This is a genomic window from Actinoplanes sp. NPDC049599 (assembly GCF_044465625.1).
Lineage (GTDB): Bacteria > Actinomycetota > Actinomycetes > Mycobacteriales > Micromonosporaceae > Actinoplanes.
Genome location: NZ_JBITLX010000041.1, coordinates 1 through 20,624, shown reverse-complemented (window position 1 = coordinate 20,624; position 20,624 = coordinate 1). Strand labels below are relative to the sequence as shown.

The 20,624-nt window shown below is 70.4% G+C and carries 20 protein-coding genes and 1 pseudogene; 12 read left to right on the top strand and 9 right to left on the bottom strand.

Features of this window, described 5'->3' with window-relative positions; all coding sequences use genetic code 11:
• The first annotated feature begins 25 nt into the window (after positions 1–25).
• Positions 26–727 carry a hypothetical protein gene (locus ACIBQZ_RS40080; RefSeq protein ID WP_396094187.1) on the top strand — a complete coding sequence of 234 codons (702 nt, stop codon included), beginning with the start codon at positions 26–28 and terminating at the stop codon, positions 725–727.
• Between the two features lie 29 nt (positions 728–756).
• On the opposite strand, the gene ACIBQZ_RS40075 is transcribed toward ACIBQZ_RS40080, so the two are convergent.
• Positions 757–1,461: a VanZ family protein gene (locus ACIBQZ_RS40075; RefSeq protein ID WP_396094186.1), complete on the bottom strand. Its 705-nt coding sequence runs from the start codon at positions 1,459–1,461 to the stop codon at positions 757–759.
• A 197-nt stretch (positions 1,462–1,658) separates the two neighbouring features.
• Here ACIBQZ_RS40075 and ACIBQZ_RS40070 point away from each other — a divergent pair, with 197 nt between their 5' ends.
• Positions 1,659–2,300, top strand: a complete 642-nt coding sequence (locus ACIBQZ_RS40070) for a hypothetical protein (RefSeq protein ID WP_396094185.1) — start codon at positions 1,659–1,661, stop codon at positions 2,298–2,300.
• Positions 2,301–2,422: 122 nt separating this feature from the next.
• On the top strand, positions 2,423–2,929 hold the full coding sequence (locus ACIBQZ_RS40065) for a hypothetical protein (RefSeq protein WP_396094184.1): 507 nt from the start codon (positions 2,423–2,425) through the stop codon (positions 2,927–2,929).
• A gap of 38 nt (positions 2,930–2,967) precedes the next feature.
• Here the strand turns inward: ACIBQZ_RS40065 and ACIBQZ_RS40060 are convergent, their stop codons facing one another.
• Positions 2,968–3,714 carry a PucR family transcriptional regulator gene (locus ACIBQZ_RS40060; protein WP_396094183.1) on the bottom strand — a complete coding sequence of 249 codons (747 nt, stop codon included), beginning with the start codon at positions 3,712–3,714 and terminating at the stop codon, positions 2,968–2,970.
• 128 nt (positions 3,715–3,842) lie between these two features.
• The gene (locus tag ACIBQZ_RS40055) at positions 3,843–4,196 is read right to left on the bottom strand and encodes a PepSY domain-containing protein (RefSeq protein WP_396094182.1); all 354 of its coding nucleotides are present in this window, start codon (positions 4,194–4,196) and stop codon (positions 3,843–3,845) included.
• 278 nt (positions 4,197–4,474) lie between these two features.
• Between ACIBQZ_RS40055 and ACIBQZ_RS40050 the strand changes: the two genes are divergently transcribed.
• Positions 4,475–5,578, top strand: coding sequence for a hypothetical protein (locus ACIBQZ_RS40050; RefSeq protein ID WP_396094181.1), 1,104 nt, complete (start codon positions 4,475–4,477; stop codon positions 5,576–5,578).
• 17 nt (positions 5,579–5,595) lie between these two features.
• On the opposite strand, the gene ACIBQZ_RS40045 is transcribed toward ACIBQZ_RS40050, so the two are convergent.
• A complete protein-coding gene (locus tag ACIBQZ_RS40045) occupies positions 5,596–6,300 on the bottom strand; it encodes a response regulator transcription factor (RefSeq protein WP_396094180.1) in 705 nt (234 codons plus the stop codon).
• 88 nt (positions 6,301–6,388) lie between these two features.
• Between ACIBQZ_RS40045 and ACIBQZ_RS40040 the strand changes: the two genes are divergently transcribed.
• Positions 6,389–7,726: a sensor histidine kinase gene (locus tag ACIBQZ_RS40040; protein WP_396094179.1), complete on the top strand. Its 1,338-nt coding sequence runs from the start codon at positions 6,389–6,391 to the stop codon at positions 7,724–7,726.
• Between the two features lie 114 nt (positions 7,727–7,840).
• Entirely contained in the window at positions 7,841–8,926 is a 1,086-nt protein-coding gene (locus ACIBQZ_RS40035; RefSeq protein WP_396094178.1) for a calcium-binding protein, read from the top strand.
• 220 nt (positions 8,927–9,146) lie between these two features.
• On the opposite strand, the gene ACIBQZ_RS40030 is transcribed toward ACIBQZ_RS40035, so the two are convergent.
• Positions 9,147–9,749, bottom strand: coding sequence for a TetR/AcrR family transcriptional regulator (locus ACIBQZ_RS40030; RefSeq protein ID WP_396094177.1), 603 nt, complete (start codon positions 9,747–9,749; stop codon positions 9,147–9,149).
• Positions 9,750–9,804: 55 nt separating this feature from the next.
• Here ACIBQZ_RS40030 and ACIBQZ_RS40025 point away from each other — a divergent pair, with 55 nt between their 5' ends.
• Both ACIBQZ_RS40025 and ACIBQZ_RS40020 read left to right on the top strand, forming a co-directional pair.
• Positions 9,805–10,635, top strand: a complete 831-nt coding sequence (locus ACIBQZ_RS40025; protein WP_396094176.1) for a class I SAM-dependent methyltransferase — start codon at positions 9,805–9,807, stop codon at positions 10,633–10,635.
• A 63-nt stretch (positions 10,636–10,698) separates the two neighbouring features.
• The gene (locus ACIBQZ_RS40020; protein ID WP_396094175.1) at positions 10,699–11,316 is read left to right on the top strand and encodes a VOC family protein; all 618 of its coding nucleotides are present in this window, start codon (positions 10,699–10,701) and stop codon (positions 11,314–11,316) included.
• A 383-nt stretch (positions 11,317–11,699) separates the two neighbouring features.
• On the opposite strand, the gene ACIBQZ_RS40015 is transcribed toward ACIBQZ_RS40020, so the two are convergent.
• Positions 11,700–12,530, bottom strand: a complete 831-nt coding sequence (locus ACIBQZ_RS40015) for an SDR family NAD(P)-dependent oxidoreductase (RefSeq protein WP_396094174.1) — start codon at positions 12,528–12,530, stop codon at positions 11,700–11,702.
• A gap of 44 nt (positions 12,531–12,574) precedes the next feature.
• On the opposite strand from ACIBQZ_RS40015, the gene ACIBQZ_RS40010 reads away from it, so the two are divergent.
• Together ACIBQZ_RS40010 and ACIBQZ_RS40005 are read left to right on the top strand one after the other, a co-directional pair.
• Positions 12,575–13,441, top strand: coding sequence for a helix-turn-helix transcriptional regulator (locus ACIBQZ_RS40010; protein WP_396094173.1), 867 nt, complete (start codon positions 12,575–12,577; stop codon positions 13,439–13,441).
• A 473-nt stretch (positions 13,442–13,914) separates the two neighbouring features.
• Positions 13,915–14,550 carry a hypothetical protein gene (locus ACIBQZ_RS40005; protein ID WP_396094172.1) on the top strand — a complete coding sequence of 212 codons (636 nt, stop codon included), beginning with the start codon at positions 13,915–13,917 and terminating at the stop codon, positions 14,548–14,550.
• Between the two features lie 8 nt (positions 14,551–14,558).
• On the opposite strand, the gene ACIBQZ_RS40000 is transcribed toward ACIBQZ_RS40005, so the two are convergent.
• Positions 14,559–14,705: a hypothetical protein gene (locus ACIBQZ_RS40000; protein ID WP_396094171.1), complete on the bottom strand. Its 147-nt coding sequence runs from the start codon at positions 14,703–14,705 to the stop codon at positions 14,559–14,561.
• A 93-nt stretch (positions 14,706–14,798) separates the two neighbouring features.
• On the opposite strand from ACIBQZ_RS40000, the gene ACIBQZ_RS39995 reads away from it, so the two are divergent.
• Positions 14,799–17,087, top strand: coding sequence for a hypothetical protein (locus ACIBQZ_RS39995; RefSeq protein WP_396094170.1), 2,289 nt, complete (start codon positions 14,799–14,801; stop codon positions 17,085–17,087).
• On the opposite strand, the gene ACIBQZ_RS39990 is transcribed toward ACIBQZ_RS39995, so the two are convergent.
• Positions 17,084–18,070, bottom strand: a complete 987-nt coding sequence (locus tag ACIBQZ_RS39990; protein ID WP_396094169.1) for a hypothetical protein — start codon at positions 18,068–18,070, stop codon at positions 17,084–17,086. The two genes, ACIBQZ_RS39995 and ACIBQZ_RS39990, sit on opposite strands and share 4 nt — an antisense overlap.
• 114 nt (positions 18,071–18,184) lie before the next feature.
• A complete protein-coding gene (locus ACIBQZ_RS39985; protein WP_396094168.1) occupies positions 18,185–19,741 on the bottom strand; it encodes a hypothetical protein in 1,557 nt (518 codons plus the stop codon).
• 278 nt (positions 19,742–20,019) lie between these two features.
• Between ACIBQZ_RS39985 and ACIBQZ_RS39980 the strand changes: the two are divergent.
• Positions 20,020–20,512 (top strand): annotated as a pseudogene (locus tag ACIBQZ_RS39980) (IS630 family transposase); the annotation flags it as partial.
• Between the last annotated feature and the right edge of the window lie 112 nt (positions 20,513–20,624).

Genomic DNA, 20,624 nt, shown 5'->3' with positions numbered 1-20,624 from the left:
TCGGGTGGTCACGCAACCACGCGACGTGACGCTAGCAGGCAAATCGACGCATGTGAATAACGCGCCGGGCCGGACCGCAAGCCCAACTCCCGGCGTCAGTCCGCAGCGGGTTCTGCCGGATACTCGCGCCATGCCTGACGATTGGGTCCATCTCGGCCGGCTCTGGACCAACGGCGACCCGTATCTCGCCGTCGATGCCGCCGTCCGGCACCTCTGGCTCGGCTTCAGCGAGGACGAGTACTTCGATCGAATCGTCGACCTCGGACCCGAGGAGACCGGCATCTCGCTCGGCGAACACACAGCCGCAGTCGTCGGGGCCGACGGAGTGGTCCGCGACGACAGCTGGATGGAGGTCTTCGAGTCGCCCGAGGGCTCCATCGCCATCATTCAGGCTTCCGGCGACGACTACCGGAAGACCCTGACCGCTGCCCTGCGCTACCCCGGCGACTCGGACGATCCCGGAACCACGATCCACGTCCGTAGCGGTGAGCTGGCCGTGTTCAGCGCCGCGTGCGACGGCGCGGGCGAATATTCGATGACGCTGCGGCCGGCGCTGCCGGGCCGTGCACCCGCGGAACACGGAGCACCAGCTCGGGCAGCCGACACGGGATTGCTGGTCAAAACCCGCAGCACCAGGTACCGGGTCGAAGCCCGGTCCTACACCGAACTCGACGGCGCGAGCTGCTTTGCTCGCTGGCTGCTCGTCCCTGAGCAACCGGCCCCCTGACCGGTCCGCGGCCACGGACGACCCACGGCTCAGTCCGCCGTCGCCGGCGCGGGGCGGGGCCGTTCCGACGGCGTCTCCGCCGCGCTGCGCCACCAGCGGCGCGAGGCCAGCCCGGCCAGCACCGCGCCGGCCGCGTTGACCAGCACGTCGTCGACCGACGACACCCGGTCCAGCCGCAGCGCGTACTGGGCGAGCTCGACCAGGGCCGAGCAGCCGGCCGCCAGCGCCAGGATCCGCGGCACCGACGCCAGCGCCGCGAAGCGCAGCGGGGCGAAGAACCCCAGCGCCGCGAAGATCAGCAGGTTGCCGCCGATCCCGATGGGCCCCATCGTGAGCAGGTCCCGCAGCGGGATCAGGCTCACCCGGCCGGGGACGACGCCGGCACCCGGGCCCGGCATCATGGTGATCCACACCAGCGGCACCGTCCCGTAGACCATGCCCACCTCGGCCAGCGACATCCGCCACGCCGAGAGGTCACCGCCGGCACTCCGGAGGCGCGTCAGCGCCCACACCAGCAGAGCGGCCACCGGCAGCCCCACCAGCATCATGAGCAGCACGCCGTTCTCGGTGTCGTAGCAGCCGTGCCAGTGCCCGGCCATGCACCGCGGCGCGGACATCAGCAGCGGCCGCCGCACGGCGAACGCGACGCCCAGCACGCCGAGGGCCGCCAGGCTCAGGAGCACGATCCTGCGCGTGCGGCGGGGCGGTGCCGACCCGGATGCGATGTCGTTCATGCCGCCATTGAAGCGGCCGAGCTGTAGCGGCGGCATAAGGATCCGCGACACGCCGGGACCGGCTTGCTCTTTGGTGAGGAATCACGAAGACGCCGGGCTCGACCGGCAATTAGATTCACATCCATCGACGGCAATCCCCTGAAGAAAGGGAAAGGACCCAGCGGGACTGCCGCACACCGGAAACGAAAGAGGGGGACATGCGCAATCGTGTGTGGAAAGTCTGCGCCCGGACCGCAGTGGCGATGACCGCCAGCATCGCGGCCTTCGCCACAGCCGGAGTGCTGGCGGTCGCCGGCCCGGCCGGCGCCGTCGGCTCGTCGAGCCCGCCGAGTTCGTCGGTCATCGACGTCACCAACGGTGAGTTCACAGTCATCCTGCCGAACACCCGAGTCGGAAAGCTGGCGGCCGAGGACAACATCACGGCGTTCCACGGCTTCAGCGCCCTGCAGAACATCACGATCCAGTCGCAGGGCTTCGATCTCGAGGGACGCATTCAGGGCCGGCTGCGGACCTACAACTTCAGGAGCCTGTGGCAGGTCTACAACCTTCCGGCGTCGTCCGGCTGGAAGGTGTGGGCGCTCAGCTTCAAGAAGGACGCCAGCCAGAGCGTCCTGAAGGAGACCTTCCGCCAGGAGCAGCTGATCGATGTCACCATCGACATCACCTTCCGGGTCTCGGCGGCCGCGCTGCACGGGGTGTCCACCCTGCGCATCGGGTTCGAGACGCTGCGGCTGCAGCTCAACGGCACGACCAAGGACTTCACGGTGGTCAACGGGGCCTCCGGCGGCGCCAAGGACCAGGACGGCGACGACGTCCCGGTCGACTTCGAGGAGCTCTGACCGGCGATTCCCGGCAGGCTCTCGGCGGTGATCGGTTCCGGGCAGATACCGGGACCGGTCGCCGCCGGGCCTCGTCGGGCCGCCCTCGTGTTCACCCTGATATTTGGCCGAAGGGGGCCGACGTGTATTCCACCGCGAATTCTCCGACATCAACCACCAACGTTTCACGGCGCGTGCTGGCGAGATTCGCCACGGGCGCGGTGTCGACAATGGTGGCCGCGGCAATGCTGCTGATCGGCCATTCCAGCGCGGCACTTGCGGAGGGGGCACACTTCGTACCGGAGGACACCGATGCCGGTTGGGACGGCACCGTCGCCACCGTTGCTTTCCGCGAGGTGGAGGTGGCGCTGGAGGCGGAGGCAACCACCATTTCCGTCAAGGTGACCGCGGGCGTGGACGCCGTCTGCACCCGGGGCGAGTCGACACTTCACCTTCACCGGTCGGCGACCGCCCTGGATGTGCGGGACTATCCGCTCGGCGAGGACGGCACCGTCGAAGGTGACACCGTGGTGCCGCTCAAGGTGACGGGATTGAAGGTGTCCGGCTTTACCTGCGTGATAACGCACGTCTCGGTCACGGCCGTGCTGGAGGATTTCTGGACCGGCGCGACCCTGACCCACAAGACCTGACCGGAGGTGCGGGTGATCCGCGCGGCTCGGGTGGCGGCTCAGCACCATCCCGCGCCCAGCGCGCGGGTCACGGCGGCGCTGAGGATGCGTACGCCCCGGGTGGAGCCGGGCACCAGACCGGTCAGCTCGCGCACCCGCTGGAGCCGGTAGTCGAGCGTACGCGGATGGATGTGCAGCGCCGACGCCGTGCCGAGCCGGCTCATGTCGTTGCGGAAGTAGACGTCGAGGGTGAGCAGCAGGTCCGGGCCGGGCCGCAGGCGCATGATGTAGCCGCGGAGCCAGTCGTCCAGCCAGGGCGCCGCGGCCACGCCGACCTCGACGAACAGGTCGTCAACCGTGTAGAGCTGCTGGCGCACGTTCGCCGGAGGCGCCACCCCGCTGATCCGGCGAGCGGTCTCGAGGGCCTCCGCGAGTTCGCCGGTGCGTCCGTGCGCCATCCCGGCCGAGCAGGGCTGCCGCAGTTCGGCGGCGACCGTCCGCGCCAGGGCGGCCGCCCGCTGCTCGGTCGCCTCGTCATCGGTGCCGCCCGGAAGGAGAAACACGAACTCCTCGGCGCCCAGCCACGTCATCGGCATCGGGTCGGCTCTGCCCAGCGACTCGACGACCTTCTCGCGCGCCTCCCGGGACGCGCCGGGCTCAGCGGCAAAACGCAGGACGCACACCAGATGCCGCGGCGCTGCGGTCGCCCCGAGCCGCGGGGCCAGCCGGTCGTCCACCCGTTCGCCGGCGACCTCCCGGGCGTTCGCCTCGGACCGGCGCCGCAGACGCTCGACTAGCTGACTCACCGCACCCACCACACTCCATCGTCCTCAGCCGGCTGGCGATCGGAGTGTTTCAACGGGGAATGGAGAACGACTGGACAACCACGGGCCACGCGTCCAGTGCGGGCCGGCCGCCTGGACGGATGGGCTGATCAGTCGTCGTCGCCGCCGCGGATCGCGCCGGTAACCGCGTCGACGTCCACCTCACGCTCGTCGCCGCGCAGCAGGAACTCCATTTCCCAGATCGGTCCGCCTGCTCGCTCGTCAAGCTCCGCCTCGACCACCCGGGCGCCGGGGAACCGCTGGGCCACGATCTCGGCTGCCCGTACGGCGTTGACCGGCCGCGGACCGAACTTCGCGTCCAGGTCCGGGTCGATGTTGAGCTCGAACCCGGCCGAGGTGCTCCGCCGTTCCGCGTCGTCGCCGGCCATCGCCAGGGCGGTGCCCGCGCTCAACGGCACGGCAACGCCGACAACTGTGATCGCGACCAACAGACTTCTGCGCATCGAGTCCTCCACCTGCTGTAGTCGCCGCCTCGGCGGACCTGACGTCACCGTGCGGCGGTTGACGTCCGGCAGTACGGGCAACCGGGCGGCGCAGACGGGGTGCCGGGGAAAGCCTGGCTGTTCCCTGGCCATTTCCTGCCTGTTGCGTGCCGGCGGCGGCCCGGATCGGCGTACGTACAGGAATTGTCCAGGAGCTGCGCAGGGTTCGTCCGGGCGGGAATCCGGGCTCCGCGACGGCACGTCTTCTGCTGCGTACGGCTATTTGGCTGGAGGTTGGCGTGGCAGAGACAGCAACTCAGGAGACGTGGTCAGCCGCGGAGATCGCGCGGGCGGTGAATGCGGCGTTGCGAGAGGCCGGCGGCGGCCGGATGGCCGGCGTGCGGATCGCGTACGAGTTCGGCAAGCGGGTTTACGTGGTGCAGTTCGTCCGCGGTACGTGGCTGTGCGCTGCGACGGTCGACGCGGCCACCGGCGCGGTGCTCTCGATCCTGGGCGAGGGCCTCCCCGTTGCCCAGACGGACACGTCCGGCGAGGTGCCGGTTGTGGTGACGGCGCGGCTGGGCTTTCACCCGGTGGGCGACGTGCAGCCGGCCGTGGAGGACCCGGCAGCGGCGTATGTGGCGACCGAGGCGGGTGTCGGCGTGGTCCGGTTGTTCCGCGACATCGGCTGGACCTTGGTCGTCGAGGACCACCACCCGACCGGCTTCGCCCCGACCCGTCGGCTGGCCGCGGTGCCCGGCGGGGTGCTCGCCACGACCGCGGACGGCCAGGTGTTCCGGATGGACACCGCCGGACGGCTCCAGTGGCACTCCCGCCTGCCGTGTCGCGCGCACAGCATCACCGCCGACTCCACCGGGATACGGGTGCTGGTGGCCACCGACGGGGGCGCCGTCGAGCTGGACGCCCGCACCGGCCGGCGCCTCGGCCTGTTCGACGGCCCGGCCCGTGCCGCGGCCTACCTGCCCGACGGCGGCCGGACCGTCGCCGGACCCCGCGGTGACCTGCGCGTCACCACGGCCGAGGGTGCGACGCGGTGGCGGATGGAGCAGGGCGAGTTCCCGGAACGGCTGTGGGTGCAGCACGAGCGGATCTTCGTGGCCGGTACGGGCGGGCTGAAGGAGATCGCGGTCGGTGAGGGGGTGGTGGCGCGCTGGTCGGTGCCGGCCGCCGAGACCGTGGACCACGGTGTCGTGATCAACGGGTCGGTGTTCACGGTGTCCGGCGGGTCACGGCTGGACCGGCACGGCTATGCCACCGCCGGCTACCACGGCCGGCTGGCGCGGTTCGTCGAGCCGGCGGCGATCACGGTGATCGAGGCCGGTCGGCGGCCGTGGCTGCTGGTCGGCCATCAGGACGGGCGGCTGTCGGCGCAGCCGGTGTGAGGCGTCCGCCGGGCGGCTCACCCCGTCCGGCCGGCCGGCGGACCGTACCCGCCGTCGGTGGGGACGACCAGCCGGAACCCGACTCCGCGCCGGTTCTCGATCCACCGCGGATCGCCGAGCTTGCGGCGCAGCGTCGCGACGTGGAAGTCCAGGGTCTTGCCACGGCCGAAGAAGTTCGGCTCCCACACCGTCTCCAGGATCCGGCGCCGGTCCACGACCGCTCCGGGGTCCGCCGCGAGCAGCGTCAGCAGGTGATACTCCTTCGGCGTCAACGCCAGCGGCGCTCCGGCCAGCCGGGCCTGCCGGGTGCGTTCGTCGATCGTCAGCGGCCCGAGCCGGTTCTCCGGGACCGCGACCTCGCGGACGGCCGCGCGGGTGCGGCGGCCGACGGCGCGCATCCGGGCGACCAGCTCGCGGGTGCTGAACGGCTTCGGCAGGTAGTCGTCGGCGCCGATCTCCAGCCCCAGGACGCGGTCGGTCTCGTCGCCGCGGGCGGTGAGCATGATGATCGGGACGTCGCTGACCTGTCGCAGCCGGCGGCACACGTCGATGCCGTCGATGTCCGGCAGCCCCAGGTCCAGCAGGACAAAATCGCCGAGCGGCGCGCTCAGGGCTTCGGCGCCGGTGGTCACCCGGTCGGTGGTGATGCCGTACCGGCGCAGACCGTCGGCGAGCGGCTCGGCGATCGATTCGTCGTCCTCCACCAGCAGAACCCGCACCATGCCTCCTCGACCAGCAAGATCCCCGTGGTTACAGATACGGAGCGAACCGTCAGATGGTTGAACCCGCCCGGCCGGGCCACCCGTACCGATGCCTGTGATCCGCCGCCTGCTGTTGACGTATGTGTCGCTGACCCTGGTGGTGCTGGCCGGCCTGGCGCTGCCGTTCGGCTACGTCTACCAACGCGGCGAACAGCAGCACGCCCTGGCCCAGCTGGAACACGACGCGGAAACCCTCGCCGCGTTCATCGACACCGCCCTGCGCACGAACCCCCCGGGCCAGGCCCACTCCCTGGTCCACGACGCCGCGCGCCGGTGGAACGCCCGCATCGACCTGGTCGGCGTCGACGGCCGCACGGTGGCCACCACCCGCACCGACGGCTCCGCCGCACCGGACCTGGGCCGGGTGCTGACCGACCACACCCCCGTGATCAGCGCCATCGACGCCGGCCGGATGACCGTGGCCGTGCCGATCCATCCCGGCAGACCGTCGCAAGGCGCCCTCCAGGTCAGCGTGTCCAGCGCACCGCTGACCGCCCGGATCCACCAGTTCCACCTCCTGCTCGCCGGCGTCGGCGTGGCCGTACTGATCTGCGGCGCGCTCATCGCGCTCGCGCTCGCCCGATGGATCGGCCGGCCCGTGCGGGCCCTGGAACGCGCCACCCGGCGCCTCGCCGAGGGCGCCACGACCTCGGCATCGACCACCACCGGCCCGCCGGAACTGCGCCGGCTGGCGGAGACCTTCAACGCCACAGCGGTACGCCTGCAGGAACTGATCGCCGCGCAGCGGTCCTTCGTCGGGCACGCCTCCCACCAGCTCAGAACCCCGCTGACCGCACTACGGCTGCGGCTGGAGAACCTGGAACCGGCCATCGCCGCCGACGGTGCGGCCAACCTGCGGGCGGCCCTGCTCGAGGCCGACCGGCTCGCCACCCTGGTCGACGCCCTGCTGGCGATGACCCGCATCGAGCACCGGGCCGCGCCCGCCGAACCGGTGCCGATCAGCGCCGCCGTCACCGCCCGAGCCGCCGTCTGGCGGCCGGTGGCCGAGGACCGCGGCGTCACTCTCACGGCCGGCGGGCCCGACCAGGTGACCGCCCAGGTCATCCCGGGCACCCTGGAACAAATCCTCGACAACCTGATCGCCAACGCACTCGACGTGGCCCCGCCCGGCACCACCGTCGCCGTCACCTGGCAGCTTGACGGCACCACCGTCGAACTCCACGTCATCGACGCCGGCCCCGGGCTCAGCGACGAAGACCGCGCGCGGGCCCTGCAGCCGTTCTGGCGCGCGCCGGGCGCACCCAAGGGCGGCACCGGGCTGGGACTCGCGCTGGTACACAAGCTCGCCGCGGCCAGCGGCGGCCGGACCCGGCTCGACAAGGCCGAACCCACGGGCCTCGACGCCGTCGTCGCCCTGCCCGCCTGACCGCTTTTGTCCATTCTGGAGTCGACGTTGCGACCCGTTTCTATACTGCGGGCGCATGGAACTCCAACGGGAAGGATCCATATGCCACCGGCTCCATGGCGGCTGCGTGCCGCCGTGACCCTTACCGCGGCCGTCGTCGTCTCGGCGTCGCTCTCCGTGGTCGCATTGCCGGCGCAGGCCGTCGGCAAGGCCGGTCTGCTGGCCGTCGTCGACGGCACGGTTGTCGAGTACAAGACGGCCAAGGGGAAGCAGAGCAAGATCACGCTGACCCGCAAGGGCAACACGATCACGGTCGACGACCGGGTCGCCATCAGGGTCGGGGCCGGCTGCAAGCGGGTCAAGGGCGACAAGACCAAGGCGCGCTGCACGCCGGCCAGCGCGCCGACCCGGCTGCGCGTCTACGCCTACGACCGCGCCGACACGATCGCCAACAACACCGACCTGCCGATCACCGCCGACGGCGGCTCCGGCAACGACAAGCTCACCGGCGGCCCGGGCCACGACCGGCTCTACGGCCGCTCCGGCAACGACGTCCTCAAGGGCCGCGGCGGCAACGACACCCTGTACGGCGAGGCCGGCACCGACAAGCTCTACGGCGGCGCCGGCAACGACTCGCTCGACGACGGTTCCGGCACGGACGCGGCCTGGGGCGGCACGGGCAGCGACAGCTTCACCAACGGCACCGGCAACGACAAGTTCTACGGCGAGGCCGGAAACGACTACTTCAACTCTCGGCAGCACGCGGGCAAGGACGCCGACCGCTACCTGGGCGGCTCAGGGGTCGACTCGGCCGGATACACCCACTACACGAGCGCGGTGAGCCTCGACCTCGACGGCAAGAAGGGTGACGACGGCCGCAAGGGCGAGGGCGACACCATCGGCGCCGACGTCGAGGACCTGCTCGGCGGTCACGGCAACGACCGGCTCGTCGGCAACGGCAAGGCGAACTACCTCGACGGCCGGGAGAGCAACGACAGGATCTACGGCAACGGCGGGAACGACACGCTGCTGGGCCACCGAGGCGTCGACAAGATGTACGGCGGCGCCGGCGACGACTGGCTCGACGGCAACGACGTACCCGGCGTCTACGACGAGTTCGACGAGGTGACCGACCTGCTCGACGGCGGCGCGAACACCGCGGTCGGCGACACCTGCATCGTGCTCCTCCTCGCCCTCACCACCGATTGCGAGAAGAACTGACGGATCACGACCCGGGTCGGAGCGCGGCGGAAACGACGTGCGGCGACCCGGGTCGTTCCTGTGCTCCCACCGTAACGAACGACCTGTTCCGACCGGTTCAGCCGCTCGCCGCACCAAGCACCTCGGCCTATCATCGCCGTCGCCCCGGCTGCGGGCGGCGGGCTCTTCCTGAAGAACAAGTTCTGGCGCACCGGCAGACCCGGGAGCGGTGACGCGGCCCTCAGGGCAGGCGCCGTCGCACCACGTCGGCGAGCGCCGTCGTCACGAACCGGTGCACGGCGGCCGGGGCCGGCGGGCCGGCCTCGCGGTCAGCGAACAGCAGATGCCCGCCGCCGACCAGCGACAACGTGAGCGACTCGAGGTCGGCGCCGGCGGTGATGCGGCCCCGGGCCTGCTCGTCGGCCAGGTAGGCGGCAACCGCGGCGGTGACCTGCCCCAGGATCGCGATGCCGCCACCGGGCCGGGCCTGCCGCAGCCGTGCGCGCAGCTCGTCGCGGAAGGTGATGAGCGGGATGATCGCCAGCGGCACCGGTCCGAACAGGGCGGTCAGCGCGTCGGTGAGGTTGTCTTCCGGCGTGCCGGTGCCGGCGGAGTCACGCAGCGCGCCGGCCCGCGTCTCGAGCTGCGCGGCGCGGTCGAGCACGAGGCCGGCGAGGAAGTCGTCAAAGTCGGCGAAGTGCCGGTGCAGGACGCCCTTGGCGCAGCCCGCCTCGTCGGTGACGGCCCGGCTGGTCAGCCCGGACGGCCCGGCTCGCAGCAGCACGCGCTCGGCGGCGTCGAACAACTGCTGGCGCGCGTCGCGCAGGTGCACCCCGGTCGGCACTCGGACGTCCCCTCGGCAGGTTGCTTAGTGGGCATGTGCCCATTAGCGTGGGCGCATGCCCACTTTACCGCCGGAGCCGCCGGAGCCGCACCGGGCGCGGCAGCTCGCCGAGTCGTTCGGCACGGACCCGCAGCGCTACGACCGGGCCCGCCCCGGCTACCCCGACGCCCTGGTGGCACGGATCGTCGCCGGCAGTCCCGGTCCCCGCGTGCTCGACGTGGGGTGCGGCACCGGCATCGCCGCCCGGCAGTTCCAGGCCGCCGGCTGCACGGTGCTCGGGGTCGAGCCCGACGCGCGGATGGCCGCCTTCGCCCGGGGCCGCGGCCTGCCGGTCGAGGTGGCGAGATTCGAGCACTGGGAGCCGGCCGGCCGCACGTTCGACGCGGTGATCGCCGCCCAGTCGTGGCACTGGGTCGACCCGGTCGCCGGCGCGGCGCAAGCGGCCCGGGTGCTGCGTCCGTCCGGGCGGCTGACGATCTTCGGGCACGTGTTCGAGCCACCCGCCGAGGTGGCCGAGCCGTTCGCCGCGGCATACCGGCGGCTGGTGCCGGACGCGCCGTTCGCCGCCGGGCCCGCCCGGCGGCCACTGGAGACGTACCGGGCCGGCTACGCGCAGGTCGCCGCCCGGCTCCGCGAGACCGGCAGATTCGGCGAGCCCGAGGAGTGGCTCTTCGACTCGGAGCGGACCTACACGCGTGACGAGTGGCTCGCGCTGCTGCCCACCACCGGCGGCCTGACCCGGCTCCCCGCGGACCGCACGGCCGAGATCCTCGGCGCGGTCGGCGCCGCCGTCGACGCGCTGGGCGGCCGCTTCACGATGCGGCTCACGACCCTGGCGGTCACCGCCGTGGGCATAGACACGATGCGCCCATTCGGCCCGGCCTGACCCCCTGGCCCGGGGATGCGTGCGGTGACACGGTGGTCTCTGGACACCACAGAGGAGGCCGCGATGGCTACATCGGACAATCGTGAAAGCGCCGACCTGAAGCTGGAGGTGATCACCCTCCCGGTCGCGGACCTGGACCGGGCGAAGGCCTTCTACGCCGGCCTGGGCTGGCGGCTCGACGCCGACTTCGTCCTGGGCGGCAACCGGGCCATCCAGTTCACCCCGCCGGGCTCGCCCTGCTCGATCCACTTCACCCCGGGCACAGCGGCGGTCCCGCCGGGTTCGGCGCAGGGGCTGTTCCTGGTCGTCTCCGACATCGAGGCCGCCCGCGACGACCTGACCCGGCGCGGCGTCCAGGTCGGCGAGATATTCCACAACACCCCGGACGGCCGCGACAGCGGGCCCGCGCCCGACCGCGCCACCTACAACTCGCTCGCCGCGTTCACCGACCCGGACGGCAACGGCTGGTTGCTCCAGGAGGTCACCAGCCGGCTGCCCGGCCGCGTCGATCCCGGGGCGACCACGTACGCGTCGGCGCAAGACCTCGCCGCCGCGCTGCGACGGGCCGCGGCCGCGCACGGCGAGCACGAGCAGCGCACCGGCGAGGCGGACGAGAACTGGCCCGACTGGTACGCGGAGTACCTGGTCAGCGAGCAGGCGGGCACCGAGCCTCCCAAGTGAGACGGGACGGCCGGCCCCGTCGTCCAGCCGTTCCGCATCCGGCCGGGCTGCTCACCCGTACCGTTCGGTGATCGCCCGCACCCCGCACCCGGACCGGACCGTCAGCCCGCGGCGCGGCCGGGCCGGCCGCTCCACGGTTACCGGAACGGCGACCGTGGAGCGGCCGGCCCGACGTCGCGCGGGTCGACGGCGGCAGGCGGACCGGGGTCACGCTCGTGCCATCGAAGTACAGCGCGGTGCACGTGGCCCGGGAAGCCTCGCCCCCGTTGCCGTCGCCGAACATCGGCACGCCGGCCACGCTGCGACAGCAGCATGACCGTGACGTCGGTTGGAGTACTCGCGGCTGATCAGCGCGCCCTGTGCACGGGCCTGCATCGCAGGACTTAAGCGGAACGGGCCGTCGTGATGCCTCCGTCGACGGCGATCTCTGTGCCGTGGATGTAACCGGCGCGCCCGGAGAGCAACCACGCCACCGTGTCGGCGATTTCCTCGGGGGTGCCGGGGCGTCCGGCAGGGGTGCCGGCGGTCATGTGAGCGATCACGTCGCCGTCGGCTGCGTTGATCGGGGTACGCGTTGCTCCGGGGGAGACGGTGTTGACCTGCACACCGCGGGGACCGAACTCCGCGGCCCAGCTGCGGGCGAGCTGGATCTCGGCGGCCTTGGTCGCGGAGTACAGCCCGACGAAGGGGTGCCCGACGTGGGCCATCCAGGAACCGATGACAACGATCGCGCCGTGGCCGCGTTCGGCCATCACGGGGGCCAGCGCCGCGGTCAGCACGTGGGGGGCGCGGATGTTCACCGCGAGCGTGGTCTCCAGATCGGTGTCGGTAAGGCTCACCGTGTCGACGGCCGGGCACACGGCGGCGTTGTGAACCACCGCGTCCAGTCGCCCACCGGCGGCCTCGGTGGCGGCGCGGGCGAAGTCCCGCAGCGATTCGGGTGGGCCGGTCAGGTCGGAGGGGACGAAGGCGGCTTGTCCGCCGCTGCCTTCGATGTCGGTGACGACAGCCGCGCCGCGGTCCTGATCGCGGCCGGTGACGACAACGCGCCATCCCTGCGCGGCCAGGGTCCGGGCGGTGGCGGCACCGATGCCGCTGGTGGAGCCGGTGATCAGAACGGTGCGGATCTGCTCGGAAGGAGTCTCGATGACGGTCATGATCACTACCTCACCCGAGACGCGCAGCCCGCACCAGGGCGCGTCCTGCCTGGTCATCCCGTGACCAGGTGCGCGTCGCGGTCGGCTCCTATGCTGGGTGGGTGCCTGCTGATCGTGCTGCCCTCGGGGCGTTCCTGCGGTCCCGGCGTGACCGCCTGACGCCGGCCCAGGCCGGCATCGCGGCCTTCCCTGGCCCCCGGCGGGTTCCGGGTCTGCGCAAGGAGGAACTGGCCGTGCTCGCCGGGCTGAGCCCGGACCACTACAGCCGCCTGGAACAGGGACGCCAGCACACCGTCACCGATGAAGTGGTGCAGGCACTGTCACGGGCGCTGCAGCTCGACGAGATCGAACGCGCACACCTGCGGGACCTGGCCGCCCCGACCTCGCACCGACGGTGGGCGGCGCCGGAGGTCGCTCAACGGCCCGACCCGGGGATGCTGCGCCTGATGGGAGCGCTGAGCCACATCCCGGTGCTGCTGCTGGGGCGGCGTTCACAAGTGCTGGCCCGCAACGGGCTGCTGAGCGCGGTGCTCGGTCCGGCGCTGGAGCCGGGATCGTCGTTCGCGCGCTGGCTGTTCCTGGACCCCGACGCGCGGGTGCGGATCGTGAACTGGGCCGACTTCGCCCCCGCCGCAGTCGGAGCGCTGCGCTACGAGGCAGGACGCCACCCCGACGATCGTCGCCTCGTCGACCTGGTGCAGGAACTACGCCGGAACGATCCCGACTTCGCGCAATGGTGGGACGACCAGCGGGTCACCTTCCGCACCTCGCTGACCAAGCACCTGGCCCACCCGACCGCCGGACCGCTCACCTTCGGCATCGAGTCGGTCGTCGGGCCACACGATCCGGAACAGCGCCTGGTCGTCTACACCGTCGAACCCGACTCGCCCACAGCGCGGGTACTGCCGTTGCTGGCGAGCTGGACAGCCATGCCGCAGGAGTCGAGCCCAGCAGGCGCCACCACCTGAGCGAGCCGCCCGACGTCGTCGGCTCACTTCACCGCCCGCATCTCGGCTACCAGGATCGCTTGCACGCAGGGTGCACGGCCTCGGGATCTATCACCGGCACGCGGCGGGAGGTGCAGGTGTCGAAGGGGATTTGAACCCACGCACCTTCGAGTCGTCCGTGGGTGCCCGACCTTCGACTCTTGAGTGCTGCAATAACCGGCCCGGCGGCATTATGCAGCCATCCTTCGCGCTGAGCATCTGGGTTCTCGCGCGTTGCCGACGGCAGATGAGTCTGCGGTTTCTGTCGGGTACAAATGCCGCGACTTGCGGCTGCTCCGGGCGCTCGATTGCATGGCCTGGACTTTGTCCGCCGCGATGGACGACTTCGTCCGGGCGAACGAGGAATTCCGATTCGCCGCCTCGGGCGGTGGAGTCTCCGGACGCACCTGACTGCTCTACAATCTCCGAGGTCATCGACGATCTTGGAGGTTTCCGTGGAGGACTGGGACGTCGATCAGCAACGCCGACCGGCGGCAAACCGCCCGGTGCTCATTACGGCCGTGCTGCTGATCGCCGTAGTTCTCACGCTCCTGGCGGTCGCGGTCGGCGCAATGCTGCGGGCAGACCAACCGGCGAATCCGTTCGCGGCGCCGGCGGCGACCGGCGCATCGCAGCCGGCGGGCATCGGTGCTGACCCGGCGTTGGACGCCGAGCGCGACGCCGCGGCGGAAGAGGCCGCGGAACTGCTGTTCGGCGACGCCCTGCGGGCCGGTGATCCGTACTCGCTCAATCTGTCCCTGGGCCAAACCGCGATCCTGCACAACAGCGATGCCGAAGTGGCTGTGACACCAGGGCGGGTCACCGCCGGAACGGGCCCGTGCGCGGCAGGCCCCCTGCTGACTGTTGCCGTGTCCGTGCGGGTGACGCGCGGAGCGGCGGGTCTGGCACCGAGCGACTTCGCGCTGCTCGGCCGGGACGGCTCGGTGGTACGCGCCGTTGAGAAATGCTCGTCTGGATTCGTCGAAGCCGCGCAGGAACGCACGGTGGTCTTCGCCGCCGCGGCGCAACCGGAACGGCTGGTTTACGGGCCGGACCCGGAACATCCGATCGCCCGGTGGTATCTGACCTGACCGTCGTGTCAGAGGGCCACGACCGAGGCGGTGAATGGCTCGTCGGACCACAGCAGATATCCGTGCTGATAGCGGGTGCTGCCCTCGCCGAGGACGGCGCAAACCATGACGTAGCGGGTGCCGAGGACAAGCCGTACCGCGGCCGGCGACGACAACTACAACTCGCTGCAGCACTCCGGTATGGACGCGGGTCTAGCCCCATCGGCGGCTGAAGGCCTTGACCATGAGTTTTCGGATAGCTTGAGGGCATGACCCTTGACCTGCGCCACCGTCTGGCTGCGCTGATCGTCGAGGCGTTGCAGGTCGGTTCCCGCAAGCACGAGGGCGACGTCATCGGAGAGTTGTTCGCGGCGTTCGGGATCGACTTCGGAGAGTTGAATGCGTTGTTCCCGGCCGCTACTCCGGGCCGGGAAACGGCGCTGCGAGAGGAGTCCGCCCGGCGGCTTGCCGAGGCCACTCCGAGCGCGGCCGCGCTGCTCAACGCAGTCATGCGCTGCGGCGGTCGATTCGTGGCGATGGTGGACGAGGTGTATGCGCGCCTCGCCCGGCATGCCGCGACCACGACTGGCACATCGGAGACCTTTCGACTCGAACGTCGGGACGTCGCCGAGGAGCATCTGACTTTGAGTCCGGCCTTCGTGGAAGAGGCGCGCCGCTTGGCGAAGAGACTGTCCACCATCCCGATCGGGCTCGTCGACGAGAAAGCCGTCGACAGCTTCATCCTGTCGGACAACGGCGAGTTCTACGGCAGGTGGCCGCTCGGCGTGAGCGACGAGACAAAAGGCTCTATCCGGCTGCCCGATGATGTGTTGCACCTGGCATGGATCCAGCCCGCCGTCGCCGACGGGCTCGCCGACGTGATCGCAACCGTTCAATCGACCGTCGCCGCAGCCGACCGCCTGATCACCGCGGCCGCGCAACTGCTGCGCGGGTACACCATGAAGCTGAGCACGCTTCTGGACGCCGACCCCGAAGACGCCGCCCCTCAGTTGTTTCCCGCCGGCGCAGAGCGAAATCGTCTGAGTCTGCTGGAATCCGATCTACGGCGGTTCCGCGCCGGGCGGGTCCTCGGCACTCGAGTCGAAGAAGGATTCATCAGCGGCGTCGAGGTGACGAGCGTCGTCGGCCTTCGCGACGCCACCCAGCCGGTGACCATTCCGGACCGCGGCTTTGACCGAGGCACCGGCATGAGTGCGCTGGCAGGTTTCGTCGCGATGTGGCGCGAACAGCGCTGGCCACCCAGACAGCGACGCGACCTGGAGCCGTTGCTCAACGACCCCCAGCGGCTGAGAGCCTGGCTAGAACGGCTCGGCACAGCCTGCGACGAGGCGGCGACGTGGCTGGCCGGCGACGTCTTCCAGCCGACCGGCAGCCTTCCGGCCGAGGAACTGGTCGAGATCGTCGAGGAGTTCCTCAATCTGCCACTCTGGCAGCGGCGCGATCTCCTGTACGAGGTGTGGGTGCTCTGCGCCACCCTGGAATCCGCCGAGCGGGCGAACTGGGAGGTCGAGCTGGCCGGCTTGGCCGAGACTGCAGGCACCTGGCGGCTCACCCTCAGCCCGGCCCAAGATCCGGTCGCCCGGCTCAGCCGGCCCCATGAACCCAATCTGTCTCTCGAAGTCTGGCATGAGCCGAAACGGATCACCGGCCTCGGCCTGCAGACCCCCGACATCACGGTGTCGACGGTAGGCCCGACCCCGCGCGACCTACTCGTCGTGGAGGCGAAGGACCGGCACCAGATGATCGCTGACCTGCCGACGCGGGGGCGTCGAGGCCGGCCGACTTCCGCAGAACGCACCGCTCTCGGCGTGGCCCGCAAATATGCCGAGGGCTTGCATCCCGTCGTCACCTGGGTGTGCAACCACTGTGACTTCCAAGCCGAGGTTGATTCCTCGGCCAACCACGGTGATCCGTGGACACGCATCCACCTGGGGGCACAGTTCCGGCCAGGCAACGTGCCGAGCTCCTTCGGCGAATCGGTGGAGTTTGCGTTGCGACCGGCCGGCCTCGCCCTTGGTGTGTCCGCCGTGACGCTCGTCGTGGACGTCACCGGCAGCATGGCGGGGGTCCGCGACGAGATCTGGGAAGTCCTGGCCGCCCACGGCGACTGGACCTCCGTCCAGGAGTTCCGCGCCGTCCTCTACGGCGACCACGGCGCACACGAACGTTTGCTGGTCCGGAAACTCGGCCCTTTCGCCGAGCTGGCGGACCTCGCCGACGCGGTGGCTGCTCAGCCGTCCTGCGACGGCGGGGACATTCCCGAGGCGCTGGAGGACGCCATGTCTCGCTGTCGGGAGCTCGTCGCGGACATCGGCCCGCACCCGCTCGTCGTCATCACCGACGCGCCACCTCACTCGGTTGACGAATGTCCATACGGGATCGACTTCACGGCGGAGGTGGAGGCCCTGCTTGCCGCGGGCTGCAGAATCCACGTCGCCACCGACTGGCACGACGACGACGGATGGTGGGCGGCGTTCGCGGACGTCGCCGGAATCCACCAGCAACCGCTGAGCGACATCGCCCGGGCCCTCCGCTAAGCGGGTTCCGGCAACGGCGGCAGATCGCGCGCGAGCGCGTTGATGGAGGGGGCGATGCTGCGCCCGTTGATCCAGGCCTCCGCCAGCCTGGATCGATAGATACTGTTCGTCTCCGGCAGCGGAGCCCGCCGGTAGAGATGGTTCAGCAGCGTCGCGGCACGAGTCTGGAACCACCGAGTCGCCAACGTCGACGAAGACGGCGTCAAGGTCGCAAGATTCTGCATGTACGCGAGCAGCGTGGCGAGATTGTGGTGCAGACACCGCAGGCGCTGCCCAGCCCGGGGAAGATCGCCGGGCAGCACCAGCCCCACGACCTCGCCGCGGACGTCGATGGCGCCCCCACGGCTGCGGAGAGGAACGGCCCCGTTGCCCCCGCTGTCCTCGAACAGCGTGGCCAGAGCGGACGCCAGGGCACCGGGATCGGGTGCCTGCTGGTGCAATGCGGACACCATGACAAAGGACCCTGCCTGCTCGAACCCGGCAGCGCGGCCGTCGGCATCGACCGTCGGCAATGGTGGGAGGGTGTTGAGGGCGACGCCGTCGCGCACCTGCCCGCTGCCGGGCAACGGTGTCTCCAGCAGCGTCCGGAAGAGCTCTGCGGCGCCCGCGGCAGCCGGCCACGGATCGATCGGCGCCAGCTCGATATGCATGACCGTGCTTACCGCGAACGGGTGACGGAAGACGCTGACCGAGCACGGTCCTCGAGACTGCGGCAGATCGGCGACTGCTTCCTCGTAGAGCAGCGGAATCAACGACGGCACCAGCACACGAGAGGGGATGTCCTGATAGGTGCCGTTGAACATCCGGGTCCACAGCGTGCTGCGGTAGCGCGGCCAGGGCAGGCCGAAGCCGTCCGGGCCGGGTCCTCCTTTCAGGGTGTCGATCTGGTGCCGGTAGCCGGCCTTGTCATCGGCGACCGACGCCGCATCGTCGGTGGCGTACCGCCACGTCCGGCCGACGGACACAGAGACTTTGTGCAGCATGTCACTCCCCTTGCGGTAAGCTGTGTCCGATTGATCCTGACCATGGGCGCCGACGTGTTCGGCGTGCCGCAGGCGGATCGGCGGGCCGGCCCTTTGCAGGCCGGCCCGCGCCGCTTACTCCTCGACCAGCAGCGGCTTGTCGCCGCTGACCTGGGTGTCGGCCATGTTCACCTCGGCGACGCCGGTGGGCAGCCTCCACTTGATCACCACCTCCCCGCGTCGAACCTTGTTCCGCACGGCGGAGATGTCGTCGCGGTCCACGGCGGCGCGAAATTCCGAACGCTGTTCCCTGGTCGCTCCGGCGGAGTGCTGGTAGATGATTTCGCACGCCACGGTCGACCGGTCGCCCGCAGCTCGGGCCAGGAGCAGATAGCGCGCGTTGCCCGCGATCACCTCGGGCAGCGTCAGCCGAGCCTTGCAGGCATCGAGACGCTTGAGCACCGTCTCGGGCGAGTCGCCCACGGTGAACTGCTTGCGTCCGCTGCGCCGGTAGAAAACGGACGCCACTGCGGCCCACACCAGAACGCCGACCAGAAACCCGGTTCCCAGGAGCCACGCCACGTCGAACGTGCCCAGCTTGTCGGTGAGGTCCCGGCCCATCACCAGCCAGATGGCCAGATATGCCACGGCCGCGAACGGCACTACAAACGGCAGGACACGCAGATCCTGGATCTCGATGGTGTCGGGCACCTGCGGATTGCGGGGATAGACGTAGCGCGTGAGCAGCAGGAAGACGACGACCGCCAGCAACCCCGGCAGGACGAACAGGGTGCCGAGGCCGAACGGTGTCAGGGCGTCGACGCCAAAGACGGCGAGCTCGACTTCCGCGGTGCCGGTGGCGTCGGTCCTGACCGGCGGCTCCCCGGCCCGCTCGGCCTGCGTGCCGGACAGCAACACGCCGACGACCTGCTTGCCCGTGTGCACGCGGTCGTGGGCGCGGAGGCGCACGTCGAGAAGGCGGGAGGCACCGGGCGGCAGGGCTTCGAGGCAGACCAGCACAGGACGGGAGGTGGAGGCGTGACTGGCGGGGCAGCGCGTAAACGGGGAGCGGACCTCCTCGACGACCACGTCGACGTCATCGCTGTTCAGTGCGACGAAGACCAGGTCAACATAGACAAAGGGGGTCGGGTTCGTCACGCGTACAACCGCGGTGCGCGCCTGGCCGTCGTTGATCCGCGGTGGCGATGCCACGAACGCCACCTCGGGGCGTTGCGCGGCGACGCCCGTCTTGATTGCCAGCGTGGCGGTAACGATCCGGTGGATCGAGCCAGTCTGCTGGTATGCCACGAATGCCACCAGGTCACCGCTTCCTTGCCCCGGCAAGGTCACTACGCGGAACCGTTCGCGGGCGAATCCGCCGGCCGGGATGACCGGCAGCGACGCCTCCGTCTCCCGGGTCGCAGTGACCCTTTTGGGCGCAACGAGGTCGATGCTCGCGACCTTAGCCGCCACCGTCCCCGTGTTCGTGAGGAGAACATCGACCACGGCGGCGTCGCCGGACTCGAGCGTCAAGACAGACGGCAGCAACTGCGCCTGCAGGCTACCGCTGCCACTAGGGGCGGCCGATGCCGTGCTGACGACCGGACAGATCGATGCCGGTGCCGCGAGGGCGATGACCACCGCGAATCTCGCGACCGCCCGTCCCGGCCGCCGTCCTGCCGGGGTGTCCATGTCGCTGACGATAACCCGTCCCAGACCGGCATGCTCTCTGAAATAGTCGATGTGAACAGCTCGGCCCGGCGTTGTCGCGGTACGAAATCAGCGGACGCGCCGAGCGCGGCCGAAGCAGTCGGCATGATCGCCCCGGTGAGTCCGCTGAACGCAGTGGAACAGTCGGCGCATCTGGTCAACGATGATCGCGATCAGACCGTCCGGGCCGGCACTGCTGACTGGCGTCGCCGCGGCAAGGAACGCGAAAGCGGCGATGACCAGAGTGGGTCCAACGGTGCGAGATCGGTCTTCGCCCTCTGGACCCTCAGTGGGCGGGAGGCCGTCCCCGCCGGATCAGTTACGACGATGAGGCGTTCATCGTCGCGACGGCCATCGTCGGCCGGGAACGGCTGCGGCAGATCCTGCGCCGTAACGAGGTCAGCAGGCGACGGACCCGCACCCGGAAGGAATCCAGGGACCCCGACTTCGACGCCAAACTCGACCGGATCGAGGAAGTAACCACCAGGTTTCCCGGCCCACTGTTTCGCGTTCGACCAGTTCGGGCCTCTGTCGATCCGCCCGCACCACGGCCGCGGCTGGGGCACCGCGCTGGCATCCGGACCGGGTGCCAGCGACCTACCATCGCGCGCGGCATCCGCTACTTCCACGGCTACAGCATCGACGACGATCAACTCTGGGGTGTCAACCGCCGCCGCGAAGGCGCCGGCCACACCCTGTCCGCGCTGAAATCGATCCGCAAGACTCGGCCGGACCGCGCCGATCTACGTAATGTCAGGCTGCACCTGACTGGCTCTTCGAAGTTAAGCGGGGTGCGCTGACCGATCCGGCCCGGAGATGAGGGCTCGCAGCCCTTCGGTGATCATCTGAGTGTCGAGTTCGGATG

Coding starts and splice junctions, on each gene's coding strand:
- ACIBQZ_RS40070 (WP_396094185.1), top strand. CDS start 1,659: ATGCGCAATCGTGTGTGGAAAGTCTGCGCCCGGACCGCAGTGGCGATG.
- ACIBQZ_RS39995 (WP_396094170.1), top strand. CDS start 14,799: ATGACCCTTGACCTGCGCCACCGTCTGGCTGCGCTGATCGTCGAGGCG.
- ACIBQZ_RS40075 (WP_396094186.1), bottom strand. CDS start 1,461: ATGAACGACATCGCATCCGGGTCGGCACCGCCCCGCCGCACGCGCAGG.
- ACIBQZ_RS39985 (WP_396094168.1), bottom strand. CDS start 19,741: ATGGACACCCCGGCAGGACGGCGGCCGGGACGGGCGGTCGCGAGATTC.
- ACIBQZ_RS40025 (WP_396094176.1), top strand. CDS start 9,805: ATGCCCACTTTACCGCCGGAGCCGCCGGAGCCGCACCGGGCGCGGCAG.
- ACIBQZ_RS40015 (WP_396094174.1), bottom strand. CDS start 12,530: ATGACCAGGCAGGACGCGCCCTGGTGCGGGCTGCGCGTCTCGGGTGAG.
- ACIBQZ_RS40020 (WP_396094175.1), top strand. CDS start 10,699: ATGGCTACATCGGACAATCGTGAAAGCGCCGACCTGAAGCTGGAGGTG.
- ACIBQZ_RS40045 (WP_396094180.1), bottom strand. CDS start 6,300: ATGGTGCGGGTTCTGCTGGTGGAGGACGACGAATCGATCGCCGAGCCG.
- ACIBQZ_RS39990 (WP_396094169.1), bottom strand. CDS start 18,070: ATGCTGCACAAAGTCTCTGTGTCCGTCGGCCGGACGTGGCGGTACGCC.
- ACIBQZ_RS40055 (WP_396094182.1), bottom strand. CDS start 4,196: ATGCGCAGAAGTCTGTTGGTCGCGATCACAGTTGTCGGCGTTGCCGTG.
- ACIBQZ_RS40040 (WP_396094179.1), top strand. CDS start 6,389: ATGCCTGTGATCCGCCGCCTGCTGTTGACGTATGTGTCGCTGACCCTG.